Source organism: Pseudomonas quebecensis (assembly GCF_026410085.1).
GTDB lineage: Bacteria > Pseudomonadota > Gammaproteobacteria > Pseudomonadales > Pseudomonadaceae > Aquipseudomonas > Aquipseudomonas quebecensis.
In genome coordinates, this window is sequence record NZ_CP112866.1 from 2,569,467 (window position 1) to 2,582,710 (window position 13,244).

Genomic DNA, 13,244 nt, shown 5'->3' on the forward strand with positions numbered 1-13,244 from the left:
GTTTGAGTCAGCCATGGGCAGCCACCTGATCGCCACCGGTGGCGAGGTCGATAATACGTTCCTGGGAAATAGCGTGGCCGGAAGCCCCGCCGACTTCGGCCACCAATTGGCCTTCGCGCATGATCAGCACGCGGTCGCAGGTGCCGATGATTTCCGGCAGCTCGCTGGAAATCACCACAATGCCCACTCCGGCCAGCGCCAACTGATTGATGATGCGGTAGATCTCGGACTTGGAACCGATATCCACGCCGCGCGTGGGTTCGTCGAGGATCAGCACATGAGGCTTGACCTCCAGCAGGCGCGCCAGCAATACCTTCTGCTGATTGCCTCCGGACAACGCGCCGACATTGACCTTGCCCGACGCCACGCGGATCGACAGCGACTTGATCGCGTCATTCGAGCGTTGCGCGGCGTGCGCCCGGTCAAGAACGCCCCCGGCACGGGCATCCGGTACACACGCGCAGACGTTAATGTTGTCGGCCACGCTCATGTCCAGGAACAGGCCCTGGGCCTTGCGGTCTTCGGTGAGGTACACCACGCCGGCGCGGATCGCATCGGCCGGGGTGCGCAATGCTGTGACGGTCTTGCCCACCACTTCCAGGGTGCCACTGGTGCGCGGATCAGCGGCGAAGATCAGCCGCGCCAGCTCAGTGCGCCCTGCCCCCACCAGCCCGGCGATGCCCAGCACTTCACCGGCGTGCAGGTCGAAACTGCACCTTCGCACGCGTTTGCCGTCGGCCATGTCGCGCACGCGCATGACCACGGCGCCGGGGTCGTACGCGGCGTGGTCCTTTTTGTAGAAGCCCGACAGGTCGCGCCCCACCATCATTTTCACCAGCACCTCGGCCGACAGCCCCTCGCGAGTCAATTCGCCGATGTACTGGCCGTCGCGCAGCACCGATACGCGGTCCGACAGCTCGTAGATCTCGGCCATGCGGTGGCTGATGTAGATAATCGCCAGGCCCTGGCCGCGCAAGTGTTTGATCAGCGCGAACAGGCGATCAGTCTCGCGGGACGACAGCGGCGTGGTGGGTTCGTCCATCACCAGGATCTTGGCGTGGGCATGCAAGGCGCGGGCGATTTCCACTAGTTGGCGCTCGGCGATCGACAGGCTGCTGACCCGTGTGGCCGGAGTGAACTCGGCGCCCAGGCGTTGCAGCACCTCGACGCAGCCGTCCTGCATGCCTTTGCGATCGATGGTCCAGCCACGCCGCAGTTCGCGGCCCAGGTAAATATTCTCGGCCACGCTCAGGTTCGGGCACAGGCTCAGTTCCTGGTAGATCACGGCGATGCCGAGGGCTTTGGCGGTAGCGGGTGTAAAGGTCGCGACGGGCTGGCCGCCAATGCGGATTTCTCCGCCGGGGTCGGCCTGGTAAGCGCCGGAGAGGATTTTCATCAGGGTGGATTTGCCGGCGCCGTTTTCCCCCATCAACGCGTGGATTTCGCCGGGGTAAACCTTCAGGCCGACATTCTTGAGCACGCGCAGACCATTGAAGGTCTTGCTGATGCCCTGCATCTCAAGCAAGGGTTCGAGGCTCATGGCTGAGCTCCTGGTTTTATTATTTTTGTCGTTCAGCCCTTTTGAATCGGAGCCGATTGCCACCGACTCTAATCAGATACATTTGCTTACGCAAGCGCTTGCGTCGTCCATTTATCGCTGGGTGAAACGTTTCTTCACCGCAACAATCACTTAGATCTCGAATTTATTCAACGCCGAGCGCGGTGAGCGTGGCCAGGTAACTCGCTCGCTGGCCACTTGCAGATTGCTCACCTTGCGCGGTTACTGAGCGTTCGCCTTCGCCGCATCGTTGATGATCGCCACCACTCGCGCCGGGTTGGAGACCATCACCACGTGGGAGGCGCCCTTGATCTCGACGGTTTCCTTCGAGCCCGCGCGGTTGGCCATGAAAGTGAGCGCAGCCTCGGGAATGTTTTTGTCCGCCGAGCCGTAGATGAAATAGGACGGCACGGTCTTCCAGGCCGGGTCACCCGACGGTTCTTTCAGCGCAGCCTCGGTGATCGGACGTTGCCCGGTCGCCATCAGCTGAGCTTCGCGCGGCGACACATCGGCGGCGAACTGGCTGTTGAATTTGTCTTGCTGAATATACAGGTCGGTCACGCCGTCCTTGGATACCACCGGCTTGTCCAGGGTCGGGCCGAGGGTGCCGCCTGGGTAACGGCCGGACAGTTCAAAGGCTGTCTCGCCCTTCTCCGGGGCGAAGGCGGCGACGTATACCAGGGCCTTGACCTTGTTGCTGCCGTGCACGGCATTGGAGATTACCGAACCGCCATAGGAGTGCCCCACCAGGATGACCGGCCCTTGAGTATGTTCAACGATATCGGCGACATAGTCCGAATCGGTCTTCACACTGCGCAGTGGGTTGGCCACGGCGATGACCGGATAGCCTTCGGCCTTGAGCCCGGCGATCACGCCATTCCAGCTGGAGGCGTCGGCGAAAGCGCCGTGCACCAGGACCACGGTGGCTTTCTGCGGGGCGGCGAAGCCTGCAGTGGCTACACCCAATGTCAGTGCGCCAGAGAACAGGGCGGCGGCAACGCGGGAGAACGTGAAGAGTTTCATGGCTATTTGCTCCTTTAGGGATGGCGCTCAAGGCGTTGAACGTGAGGCCATGATGCCCGAAGGAATTTTACAAACGGAGGCTAATAGTCGACGATATCGTGCAGATCGTCTAAAGGCATTCTTCCACTTCGTCAGGTGACCCATGGATCGTTTATCCACCTTGCTCGTTCACTTCGGCATCGGCGCCGATACCTTTCATAGCGGGCCACTGCTTGATGCCTTGGAAGGCACGCAGGCACACCAACGCGGACGGGTTTACCTGCTCAAGGAAGGCCGGGCCTGCCTGGAAATGCCCGCCGGTGTACAGCGTGTGGACGAGCCAAGCCTGATCCTGATACCACGGGCCCTGCCCCATCGGCTGGTGGCTACCAAAGCGGACCGCGCCGAGGTGGTGGCCGCTTCGCTGCGTTTCGATGGTGGGCTGGACAACCCGTTGTCGGTTGCGCTGACCGATTCGATCAGCATGCCCCTCAAGGACATCCCGATGATTGCCGGCACACTCGACTGGCTGTTCAGCGAAGCCTTCGCCGAACACTGCGGACGCGAGGCCGTAATGAACCGCCTGTTCGAGCTGATGGTGATCCAGTTCCTGCGCCACATGATGGCCTATCACAGCATGACCACCGGAATGATGTCGGGGCTGGCCGACCTGCGCCTGGCACGGGCGATGACGCTGCTGCACAACCACCCGGAACGTGCATGGACCGTGCAGGAAATGGCGGTGCAATCGAATATGTCACGCGCCAGTTTCGCTGCGCATTTTCATAAAGTGGTGGGCCAGACGCCTGCCGATTATGTGCTGAGCTGGCGTGTGAGCCTGGCCCAGAAGCGCCTGCGCGAGGGGCGCCCCATTGCGCTGATCGCCGATGAAGTCGGCTATGAAAGCCCCTCGGCGTTGGCCCGTGCGTTCCGGCGCAAGATCGGCACCAGCCCGCGCGAATGGCAACAGCAGCACCTGCAGGGTCCGGAGCAGCCCGCCGTAACGCCCGGATAACGTATCGGGGCCTGGGCCAACCAGTTTGAACCAGTACCGAGCCAGGGTCCTCCAACCTGGATAGACCACGGCCCGGTACACACTGATGACGTTTATTTTATGGATGGCCGTATTGGGTGCAGTGTTACTGACCCTTGCCCTCACCTCTTCCTACCTGCGCTGGATGCCGGTCACGACTTCGGCGGTATGCCTGTTGCTGGGGATCGCCATCGGCCCATTGGGCATCGACCTGCTGGACCTGGATATCAAAGGCTCTGCGCGCTGGATGGAGCACCTGACCGAAGTCGCGGTGCTGTTCTCTCTGTTCGTCAGCGGCCTGAAGCTGCGCCTGCCGCTCAAGCATCGCACCTGGCGCGTTGCCTTTGGCATGGCGGGTCCGGTGATGCTGCTGACTATCCTCGGCGTGTGCCTGGGGCTGCATTATCTGTTCGATCTGTCCTGGGGCGTGTCGCTGCTGGTGGGCGCTATTCTTGCGCCGACCGATCCGGTATTGGCGGGGCTGGTCCAGGTGAACGATGCACAGGACTATGACGCGCTGCGCTTTGGCCTGTCCGGCGAGGCGGGTTTGAACGATGGCACGGCGTTTCCGTTTGTGATCTTCGCGCTGCTGTTCATGCAGCACGGCGGGTTTGAAGGCGACTGGCTCGGCGGCTGGCTGATGAAGAATTTGCTGTGGGCCGTGCCGAGCGGGTTGCTGATCGGCTATTGGATGGGCCGGGGCATCGGCCGCGTGACCCTGTGGCTGCGTATCACCCATTCAGACAGCACACTTTCACCCAACGACTACCTGACGCTGGCGCTGATTGCCTTGGCGTACGTGGCGGCCGAGGCCGTCGGTGGCTACGGTTTCCTGTCGGTATTCGCGGCGGGGCTGGGCCTGCGCCAGGCTGAATTCAGGTCCACGGGCAATTCATCGACGCCCTCGGAACACCTGGCTCTGCCGGTGGTGGGCCATCTGGAAGTGGAGCCTGAGCGGGCCCTGCAGGGCGACGTCACGGAGCTTGAGGAAACGCAGATCGCCGCCGGGGTGATGATGGGCGACATGCTGTCCTTCGGAAGCCTGGTGGAACGTTCGATGGAAGTCTTTCTGGTGACCTTGCTCGGGATCGTGCTGATCAGTCACTGGGATTGGCGCGCACTGCCGGTGGCGGCGCTGCTGTTCTGTGTGGTGCGGCCACTGAGCGTACTGGCGATGCCGTGGGGCCGGCTGATCGATGTGCGCCAGCGAGGCCTGATGGGCTGGTTCGGGATCCGCGGGATCGGCAGTATTTACTACCTGTTCTATGCGCTCAACCATGGGTTGGTGGGTACGAGCAGCGCGGTGGCGGTAAACCTGACAGTCTCGGTCATTGCATTGAGCATCGTGGTTCATGGGCTGAGTACCCAGCCCATGCTGGCCTGGTATGAACGAAAAAACCCTGCGCGGGCTTAAGGCGCAGGGTCCGTCAGTTCGGTGTTGCCGACGTCGGCGGCATCGTCCAGATCGTTCAAAGGCACCTCGGCATCGTCCATCAGTGAGCCGGGATCTTCATTGCCTGGATCGTTGAGTTCTTCTTCCAGTTCTTTTGACATGACTGTCTCCTTTAGCCGCCCTGAGTATCGATATCGGCGTCGGTGTCGGGCTTGTGCTCAGGTTCCGGCTTGAAGTCGGGGCTGAAGTCGTTGTCCCTGGCCTTCGGATCGGTGGGAGCATCGGTGTCTTTGGGCGCGTCGGCACCCGTGGCCGGGGCGGGTTCGCCACCGTCGATGGCGGGATCGTTACGGCCGCTGACTTGGGGATCGTTGCTGTCACTCATGGCTCACCTCTTCGCAGTTATCAGGAAAATCACGTGCTGTGTAAAGCTAAGGTTCCGTGAGCGGCGTTGAAGTTCAAATTGCTTACGAGCCAGGGTTATCCACTTGGATGTAGAACGCATAGGCCCCCAGCAGAATCCAGAACACCATGAAAATCCACGGTGTCCGCACGGAAAACAGCAGGGATTTGCGATAGCCCTTATGGGAAGACTCGCGCTCGGAAAACAGCGGCGACTCGTCATAGGCCAGGCCCATTACCGGCTCGCTGTGCAGCAATTGGCTCTGCTTGAAGTGCCAGTGATCGATGATGTCGTACGCGGCGCGAATGCCTGGCCAGGCATTGAGCGAGCTGAGGATGCCCAGCAGTGCCAGGAACAGCGGCACGATCAGGGTGAACAGCTTGCCCCACTCGGGGTTGAGATTGCCCATGCCGGACACGAAGGCGATGACCAGGAACGATTGGGCGGTGAGGTAGGCGTCGGTACGGTTGGCCAGGATGGACGTTTCGTACTGGATCTCGCGACGGTAGAAGTCCAGGCGGTCTTTGGGCGAGCCGAAGATCTTGGCGTTGTGTTCGCTGTGGTCGGTCAACGCCGTTTCCGGGGTATCGGGGGAGATAATTCTGGGCACGGGGGTGGTCCACGGGGTGTATAGGCCTAGTTAGACGAAAGGGGTGGGTAGGGAGTTCAAGTTTGTTGTGCACTGGAGTGGTGCGCGTTTTTTTCGGGTGAGTCGGCTTGCACCGAGTTGGGGTGTGGGTGGGTGGATGGGGGGCTTCGACGCGATCAAGCTCGCTCACTACGGGGCGGGCGGCAGGCGGACAGAGAGGTTTCGGCACAGGCATTGCTTTATGGATTCATCTGTTTGCAAACAGGAGCATTGGTAACTACCCCACCCAGAGCCTACATCCTCGGAAAGTAAGGTCCAGGCCCGCTGCCGCTGTACGCCACGGGCTCATAAAAACATGCGTTTTTTAAAACGGCAGTGCCGCTTGCTTAGCCACGGGCACTGACAAGGTACTGGAATGGCTCGATCTTTCTTTGATGAAATGAATGATGCAAACGGCGTGTGCCGTGCGCACTATCAGGATTTCTCCCGCTGGCTGGCCAATACGCCGCCGGAACTGCTGGCCCAGCGTCGTCGCGAAGCCGATCTGCTGTTTCACCGCGCCGGGATCACGTTCACTCTGTACGGCGATGAGCAGGACACCGAGCGCCTGATCCCCTTCGACATCATCCCCCGCAGCATTCCCGCGGTTGAGTGGAGCATGATCGAACGCGGGTGTATCCAGCGCGTCAACGCGCTGAACCTGTTTCTCGCCGATATCTACCACGATCAGCGCATCATCAAGGCCGGTATTATTCCGGCGGATCAGGTACTGGGCAACGAGGGTTACCAGAAGGCGATGGTCGGCCTGGACCTGCACCGCGATATCTACTCGCACATCTCCGGTGTCGACCTGGTTCGCGATGGCGATGGCACTTATTACGTGCTGGAAGACAACCTGCGCACGCCCAGCGGCGTGAGCTACATGCTCGAAGACCGCAAGATGATGATGCGGTTGTTCCCGGAAGTGTTCGCCAGGCAACGTATCGCCCCGGTGGATCATTACCCCAACCTTTTGCTCAAGACCCTCAAGAGTTCCAGCCGCCTGGACAACCCCAACGTGGTGGTGCTCACCCCTGGCCGCTTCAACAGCGCGTTTTTCGAACATGCCTTTCTCGCGCGGGAAATGGGGGTTGAGCTGGTAGAAGGCGCCGACTTGTTCGTGCATGGCCTCAAGGTGTTCATGCGCACCACCGACGGGCCCAAGGCTGTCGACGTGATCTACCGACGCATCGACGATGCGTTCCTCGACCCGCAGGCGTTCAACCCCGAATCAATGCTCGGCGTACCTGGCCTGGTTGCGGCCTATTGCGCCGGTAATGTGGTGCTCGCCAATGCTATCGGTACCGGCGTTGCCGATGACAAGTCTATCTACCCGTATGTGCCCGACATGATCCGTTTTTACCTGGAAGAAGAACCGGTGCTGCAGAACGTGCCGACCTTTCAGTGCCGCAAACCGGCGGAGCTGTCCCACGTGCTGGCCAACCTTGAGCAACTGGTGGTCAAGGAGACCCAGGGCTCCGGCGGCTACGGCATGCTGGTCGGCCCGGCGTCCACCGCTGCTGAGATCGAGGATTTCCGCCAGCGCATCAAGGCTCGCCCGCATGCTTACATCGCCCAACCGACCCTGAGCCTGTCGACCTGCCCGACCTTTGTCGAAAATGGCATCGCTCCCAGGCATATCGACCTGCGGCCGTTCGTGCTGTCCGGCAAGGAGACTCGCCTGGTGCCGGGCGGGCTTACCCGCGTCGCCCTCAAGGAAGGTTCGTTGATCGTCAACTCGTCGCAAGGCGGCGGAACCAAGGACACCTGGGTGGTGGAGGGCTGAATCATGTTAAGTAGAACCGCCGCAGACCTGTACTGGATGTCGCGCTACCTGGAGCGCGCCGAGAACCTGGCGCGCATGCTCGAAGTCAGTTATTCGCTGTCATTGATGCCCCAGGCCGGGCGCAGCGACGGCCTGGACGAACTGGCCATGTCGTTGCTCAGCAGCGGCACGCTGGACAGCTATCTGGAACGCCACACTCAACTGGATGCCGAACGCATGCTGCACTTCTTCGCGCTCGACGAGGAAAACCCGGCCAGCATCTACAACTGCCTGCGGGCCGCGCGCGGCAATGCCCATGCGGTACGCGGGCGTATCACTGCCGACATGTGGGAAAACCTCAACGCCACCTGGCTGGAAATGCGCAGCATCGCCGCCGGCGGCCTGGCCCGACACGGCATCAGCCATTTCTGTGACTGGGTCAAGCAGCGTTCGCACCTGTTTCGCGGCGCAACCTCAGGCACCATCATGCGCAACGACGCCTATCGTTTCATTCGCCTGGGCACCTTTGTCGAGCGCGCAGACAACACGTTGCGCCTGCTGGATGCGCGCTATGAGATGTTTGGCGAAGAGTCCGAAGAGGTCAGCGATCTGTCGGCGCGCGGGTACTACCAGTGGAGCGCCCTGCTCCGTGCGTTGTCGTCTTTTGAGGCGTACACGCAGCTGTACCCCAATGCGCTGAATGCCCGCTCGGTCTCGGAGTTGCTGTTGTTACGCAGCGACGTACCGCGTTCGTTGCACGCCTGCATCGAGGAACTGAGCCAGATCCTGGCGGACCTGCCAGGCAGCTACGGGCGCACGGCGCAACGGCTGGCGGCGGAGTTTGAGGCGCGGCTGCGCTACACCGGGATCGACGAAATTCTTGAGGACGGCCTGCACAGCAGGTTGACGGATTTCATCGAAACCGTGCGCGAATTGGCGCGGGCAATCCACCGTTCGTACCTTGAAGTGGTGTGATCACGCAGGGGTTCGCTCGCGATAATGGCGAGGTGATCAGTGCATCAGGTGCTTGAACGCGGCGCTGTCGTTGGAGGTGTTCTTATGACGATATCGCCCACCAGCTCGGCAGCAATGACCGCACACGCGCCTCGCCGAAACGGTCGTCGATCAACATCACCACACCTTCGTCCTGCTGGCTGCGGATAACCCTGCCGGCCGCCTGCACGACCTTCTGCAGGCCTGGATACAAGTAGGTGTAGTCGTAACCCGCGCCGAAAATCGCACTCATGCGCCGCTTCATCTCTTCGTTGATCGGGTTCAATTGCGGCAAGCCCAGGGTGGCGATAAACGCGCCGATCAACCGCGCGCCAGGCAAGTCAATGCCCTCGCCAAAGGCGCCGCCGAGCACGGCGAAGCCAACCCCTTGGCTGTGTTCGGTGAACTGGTCGAGAAAGCCCTGGCGCTCGGCCTCGGACATGCCGCGTGACTGCTGCCACAGCGTGATGTACGGGTGCCGCTCGAGCAGACACTGCGCCACTTGTTGCAGGTAATCGAAGCTGGAAAAAAACGCCAGGTAATTGCCGGGTGCGCGCGCGAATTGCCGGGCGATCAACTCGACGATGGGTTCAAGTGAAGCCTCGCGGTGCGCAAATCGGGTCGAGATTTCATCGACAATGCGAACCTGCAGTTGCTCTGCCTTGAACGGTGACGCCACGTCGATCCACGCCGTATCCGCAGGCAAGCCCAACAAGTCGGCGTAGTAATGACGTGGGCTCAAGGTCGCGGAAAACAGCACGCTGCTGCGGGCAGCGGTCAACCGTGGGCGGATGAACTCGGCCGGTACTACATTGCGCAGGCACAGGGTCGAGCTGCTGCGTTTGCCGCCCAAGGACCGTTTAGTGATGTCGAAAATAAAGTGCTCGTTGAACAGCTCGGCCACTTTGGCAAATTGCAGCACGTCAAAGTAAAAGGCTTGCAGATCGCCCGCCAGGGCCTCGGGATGCTCATTGAAATGATCGCCCATGGCGCTGACGCACAGGCTCAGGGCGTTCAACAGCTTGTCGGGCCTGGCGTCATACGCCTGATACGGCGCCACTTGCGCCTTATGCAGCGCGTTCCACTCGCGGTTCAGGCGCTGCAAGGGTTTTTTCAGGGCCTCGGGTGCGCAGTCGCGCAAAGTCTTGAGGCGGTACTGATCAAGGCTGGCGCTGTACATTCCACGCGCGCGCTCCACCAGGTTATGGGCTTCATCCACCAGCACCGCGGCGCGCCATTGGTTGAGCTGGGCCAGCCCGAACAACATGGCGCCGACGTCAAAATAATAGTTGTAGTCCGCTACCACCACGTCAGCCCAACGCGCCATTTCCTGGCTCAGGTAATACGGGCAGACGTCGTGAGCCAGGGCCACCTCGCGCACACCGCGCTGGTCGAGCAGGCGTCGGCGGGACGCAGCCAGACGGGCGGCGGGCAAGCGGTCGTAAAACCCTCTGGCCAAGGGGCAGGACTCGCCGTGGCAGGCTTTATCCAGGTGTTCACAGGCCTTGTCCCGCGCCACCAGTTCCAGCACGCGTAATTGCAGGTCGGGGCTATGGGTAAACAGCACCTGGGTCGCATCCAGGGCCAGTTTGCGGCCAGGGGTCTTGGCGGTCAGAAAGAACACCTTGTCCAGTTGCTGCGGAGCCAGAGCCTTGAGCAGCGGAAAAATCGTGCCGATGGTCTTGCCGATGCCCGTCGGTGCCTGGGCCATCAGGCAACGGCCGGTACTGACCGCCTTGTAGACCGATTCGGCCAATGCGCGCTGGCCCGGGCGAAAGTCGACGTGGGGGAACGCCAGGGTCTGCGCGGTGCGGTTACGCGCTTCGCGGTGCTGCATTTCCTGCTGTGCCCAATGGAGGAAGCGTGCACATTGCGCGTTGAAGAACAGGTGCAGCGCTTCGGCCTCGAAGCGCTGACTGAGCAGCGTCTCGCCCTCGCCGACGATATCGAAGTAGACCAGCGCCAGATCAATCTGCGTCAGGCCCAGCTTCTGGCACATCAGCCAGCCATACACTTTGACCTGAGCCCAGTGCAGCTGGCGGTGGTTGGCCGGTTGGGCCTCAAGGTCGCCTCGGTAGGTTTTGACTTCTTCCAGGCGATTGCGGTCCGGGTCGTAGCCGTCCGCCCTGCCCCGCACCTTGAGTTGCTGGTACTCGCCTTCCAGGGCCACTTCGTTCTGGTAGTGCGGACTACGGCGCGACGCAACGGTGCGGTGGCCGGCGATGCCTTCCTGAGCGCTGGGCGATGGCGTAAAACGCAGGTCCAGGTCGCCGACCTTGGCGGTGAACTCACACAGGGCGCGTACCGCCACGCTGTAACTCAAGCGGTTTGCTCCGCCCAGCGCACGTAGCAGACCGTGACGGGCATCTGGTATTGAGCACAGAATTCCAGCCAGCGCAGTTGGTTGTCTTGGAGGCGATCGCCGGGGCCCTTGACCTCGATCATGCGGTAGGTCTTTTGCGCGGGCCAGAACTGGATCAGGTCGGGCATGCCCGTGCGATTGGCTCGGATGTCCAGCAACAGCCGTTCGAACCAGCGGCACAGGTGGGTGGCAGGCAGGCATTCGAGGGCCTGTTCCAACAGCTCTTCGTTGAGCAGGTTCCAGAACACGAACGGTGACTGGATACCCCATTTATCGCGGTAACGCTGGCGGATGGTGGTCTTGTAGCGCTCATCCTGCAGCTGCTCGAAACACGCGGCGAACAGCGGCGCGCGGCGTTGGTGGAAATCTTCGCTGTGCAGGTCCACCGGCCCGCGCTGGAACGGATGGAAAAACGCCCCCGGTAACGGCGCGAAAATGACTTCCCAGCACAGCAGGCCGAACAGCGAATTGATCAGGCCGTTTTCCACGTAATGCACCGGCGCGTCCGGCGCGCTGAGATGGGCCTGCACGCAATATTCCACCGACATCAGCGCGTCGGGCAATGCCAGGTCCAGATCCAGGCGTGTAACGGGGCGAGCCCTGGGTTTGGGCAGCGCCGGCTCACCGAGTTTGCGTCGCAGGCGCGGCACTACGCGCAGCAGGTGCTGCTGCTCGGCAGCGCTTTCGGGCGCCTGTTGCGCGACGCTGGCCAGGGCCAACGCCTGGGCGTAATCCTCCTGACGCTCCAGCACGCGGATCAAACGCGCGCGCGCGCCGGGGTAGGTACACGCGCGATAGATCTGCTGCGCCAGCTCCAATTCGGCGCTGCGCTCGCAATATTGGCCTATCTGAAACAACAGCTTGGCCCGACGTTTTTCCAGCCATGGGTTGTCGGTGCCCAGGCTGGCGACACGGGCCAATATCGCATCCAGTGCCTCGCCGCTTTCAAACGCTTGCTGGCACTGGTGCAGGAACAGAAAGCCATGCACGTCGTCACGGCTGCGCAGGCCACGGGATTCGGCGCAGAACTCAACTTTTTCATAGGTGTAGATGCCCAGATCCGCCAGCACGAATTCGGACCAGTCCTGGTGCAGGTTGCCAAAAAACATCAAGCGCAGGCGGTCACATAGCTCCATCACGGTGAGGCTGTACAGCGCATCGCCAAGCTCAGGGCACCAGTGCGCGAAGCTGCGCGGCTGGGTAAACCGAGCGGCCAACCCCTCCAGCCAGTCGGCTTTTTTGCCTTTGGGTTGCTCGATCCAGGGTTTGAACGTCGCCAGCAACTCACTCTTTTGCAGCAAAGCGAACAGCGCTTCGAAGGCCAATAGACTGTGCGCGTCAACCCAACCCAACGCCAACAACGGCCTGGCGGCCGCGTGCGGGCAGCCAATCTCTACGTAGTTGAGCTTGCCCGCGCGAAAGTGCACGCCTTTGCGCATGACCATGCGCACCAGCAAGGCCTGGGACGCCTGGGGCAACCTGTCGAATTGCTGAATGAAATGCTGTTCGTCCGCATCGAGCAGGTCGGCATAGCGCTGCCCCAGCCAGTGCAGGACCTGACGGAAGTTATGCAGGTAATAAAGGGGGTCGTCGAGAGGGCTGGGCATGGCGCGCAAGGATCAAATACTGGTTATGCATACAGAGTGACGCCGTCAAAGCCGTGTTGCAATCAGTAATAGATAAATGGCGCACGCAACTTTTTGTATAAAAGTGATCAGATGGGAAAGCCAATGGCGTAACATTTATGCCCCGCTGCCTGTGACGCGGGGTTTTTCAAGGTGAAAGGTAAGGGTTATGAACATGAAGAATTTGGGTCTACCGCTGGTTGCACTCACTTTTCTGGTATTGGCCGGCTGCTCCACACAAACCGTTGTGACGCTGCAAAACGGCACGCAGTATTTGACCAAGGATTCGCCGAAAACCAAGACCGCCGACGGGTTCTACGAATTCACCGACATCGCCGGCAAGCGCATCCGCGTCAAGGCCGATGAAGTCGCCACCGTCCGCAAAGAAGACTGAACCACCGCCAAAAAACCTGCGGGAGGGGCGGTGCGACGGTTCGGCTTGCCTGCGATAGCGGCCAACCGACAACATCCCCCTCCCTGCC

The 13,244-nt window shown here is 61.2% G+C and carries 12 protein-coding genes; 5 read left to right on the forward strand and 7 right to left on the reverse strand.

The annotated features are described in order from the left end of the window. Positions 1-7 precede the first annotated feature (7 nt). Positions 8-1,540 carry a sugar ABC transporter ATP-binding protein gene (locus tag OSC50_RS12010; protein WP_181079466.1) on the reverse strand — a complete coding sequence of 511 codons (1,533 nt, stop codon included), beginning with the start codon at positions 1,538-1,540 and terminating at the stop codon, positions 8-10. A 240-nt stretch (positions 1,541-1,780) separates the two neighbouring features. Further along, positions 1,781-2,581, reverse strand: a complete 801-nt coding sequence (locus OSC50_RS12015) for an alpha/beta fold hydrolase (RefSeq protein WP_266249342.1) — start codon at positions 2,579-2,581, stop codon at positions 1,781-1,783. A gap of 142 nt (positions 2,582-2,723) precedes the next feature. Between OSC50_RS12015 and OSC50_RS12020 the strand changes: the two genes are divergently transcribed. Then, positions 2,724-3,575 carry an AraC family transcriptional regulator gene (locus tag OSC50_RS12020; protein ID WP_181079468.1) on the forward strand — a complete coding sequence of 284 codons (852 nt, stop codon included), beginning with the start codon at positions 2,724-2,726 and terminating at the stop codon, positions 3,573-3,575. Positions 3,576-3,660: 85 nt separating this feature from the next. Beyond that, positions 3,661-5,007, forward strand: coding sequence for a cation:proton antiporter (locus OSC50_RS12025; RefSeq protein ID WP_181079469.1), 1,347 nt, complete (start codon positions 3,661-3,663; stop codon positions 5,005-5,007). Here the strand turns inward: OSC50_RS12025 and OSC50_RS12030 are convergent. The 3 genes from OSC50_RS12030 to OSC50_RS12040 form a co-directional block, all read right to left on the reverse strand. Next, positions 5,004-5,147 carry a hypothetical protein gene (locus tag OSC50_RS12030; RefSeq protein WP_181079470.1) on the reverse strand — a complete coding sequence of 48 codons (144 nt, stop codon included), beginning with the start codon at positions 5,145-5,147 and terminating at the stop codon, positions 5,004-5,006. The two genes, OSC50_RS12025 and OSC50_RS12030, sit on opposite strands and share 4 nt — an antisense overlap. A gap of 11 nt (positions 5,148-5,158) precedes the next feature. Next, complete coding sequence (locus OSC50_RS12035; protein WP_181079471.1) at positions 5,159-5,371, reverse strand: hypothetical protein; 213 nt, start codon at positions 5,369-5,371, stop codon at positions 5,159-5,161. 82 nt (positions 5,372-5,453) lie between these two features. Beyond that, positions 5,454-5,999: a hypothetical protein gene (locus OSC50_RS12040; protein ID WP_181079472.1), complete on the reverse strand. Its 546-nt coding sequence runs from the start codon at positions 5,997-5,999 to the stop codon at positions 5,454-5,456. Positions 6,000-6,393: 394 nt separating this feature from the next. On the opposite strand from OSC50_RS12040, the gene OSC50_RS12045 reads away from it, so the two are divergent. After that, positions 6,394-7,803: a circularly permuted type 2 ATP-grasp protein gene (locus OSC50_RS12045; RefSeq protein WP_253507601.1), complete on the forward strand. Its 1,410-nt coding sequence runs from the start codon at positions 6,394-6,396 to the stop codon at positions 7,801-7,803. A 3-nt stretch (positions 7,804-7,806) separates the two neighbouring features. After that, positions 7,807-8,757, forward strand: a complete 951-nt coding sequence (locus OSC50_RS12050) for an alpha-E domain-containing protein (protein WP_253507598.1) — start codon at positions 7,807-7,809, stop codon at positions 8,755-8,757. Between the two features lie 82 nt (positions 8,758-8,839). Here OSC50_RS12050 and OSC50_RS12055 read toward each other — a convergent pair whose 3' ends face one another. Further along, positions 8,840-11,098, reverse strand: a complete 2,259-nt coding sequence (locus tag OSC50_RS12055) for an ATP-dependent DNA helicase (protein WP_266249338.1) — start codon at positions 11,096-11,098, stop codon at positions 8,840-8,842. Further along, positions 11,095-12,744: a VRR-NUC domain-containing protein gene (locus OSC50_RS12060; RefSeq protein ID WP_266249337.1), complete on the reverse strand. Its 1,650-nt coding sequence runs from the start codon at positions 12,742-12,744 to the stop codon at positions 11,095-11,097. The genes OSC50_RS12055 and OSC50_RS12060 overlap by 4 nt, the downstream gene beginning before the upstream one ends. Before the next feature lie 187 nt (positions 12,745-12,931). Here OSC50_RS12060 and OSC50_RS12065 point away from each other — a divergent pair, with 187 nt between their 5' ends. Then, positions 12,932-13,156, forward strand: coding sequence for a YgdI/YgdR family lipoprotein (locus OSC50_RS12065; RefSeq protein WP_181079477.1), 225 nt, complete (start codon positions 12,932-12,934; stop codon positions 13,154-13,156). Positions 13,157-13,244 lie beyond the last annotated feature (88 nt).

Excerpts from the sequence above, each read along its gene's own strand:
- OSC50_RS12010 (WP_181079466.1), bottom strand. The coding sequence starts at position 1,540 with ATGAGCCTCGAACCCTTGCTTGAGATGCAGGGCATCAGCAAGACCTTC.
- OSC50_RS12015 (WP_266249342.1), bottom strand. The coding sequence starts at position 2,581 with ATGAAACTCTTCACGTTCTCCCGCGTTGCCGCCGCCCTGTTCTCTGGC.
- OSC50_RS12020 (WP_181079468.1), top strand. The coding sequence starts at position 2,724 with ATGGATCGTTTATCCACCTTGCTCGTTCACTTCGGCATCGGCGCCGAT.
- OSC50_RS12025 (WP_181079469.1), top strand. The coding sequence starts at position 3,661 with ATGACGTTTATTTTATGGATGGCCGTATTGGGTGCAGTGTTACTGACC.
- OSC50_RS12030 (WP_181079470.1), bottom strand. The coding sequence starts at position 5,147 with ATGTCAAAAGAACTGGAAGAAGAACTCAACGATCCAGGCAATGAAGAT.
- OSC50_RS12035 (WP_181079471.1), bottom strand. The coding sequence starts at position 5,371 with ATGAGTGACAGCAACGATCCCCAAGTCAGCGGCCGTAACGATCCCGCC.
- OSC50_RS12045 (WP_253507601.1), top strand. The coding sequence starts at position 6,394 with ATGGCTCGATCTTTCTTTGATGAAATGAATGATGCAAACGGCGTGTGC.
- OSC50_RS12050 (WP_253507598.1), top strand. The coding sequence starts at position 7,807 with ATGTTAAGTAGAACCGCCGCAGACCTGTACTGGATGTCGCGCTACCTG.
- OSC50_RS12060 (WP_266249337.1), bottom strand. The coding sequence starts at position 12,744 with ATGCCCAGCCCTCTCGACGACCCCCTTTATTACCTGCATAACTTCCGT.
- OSC50_RS12065 (WP_181079477.1), top strand. The coding sequence starts at position 12,932 with ATGAACATGAAGAATTTGGGTCTACCGCTGGTTGCACTCACTTTTCTG.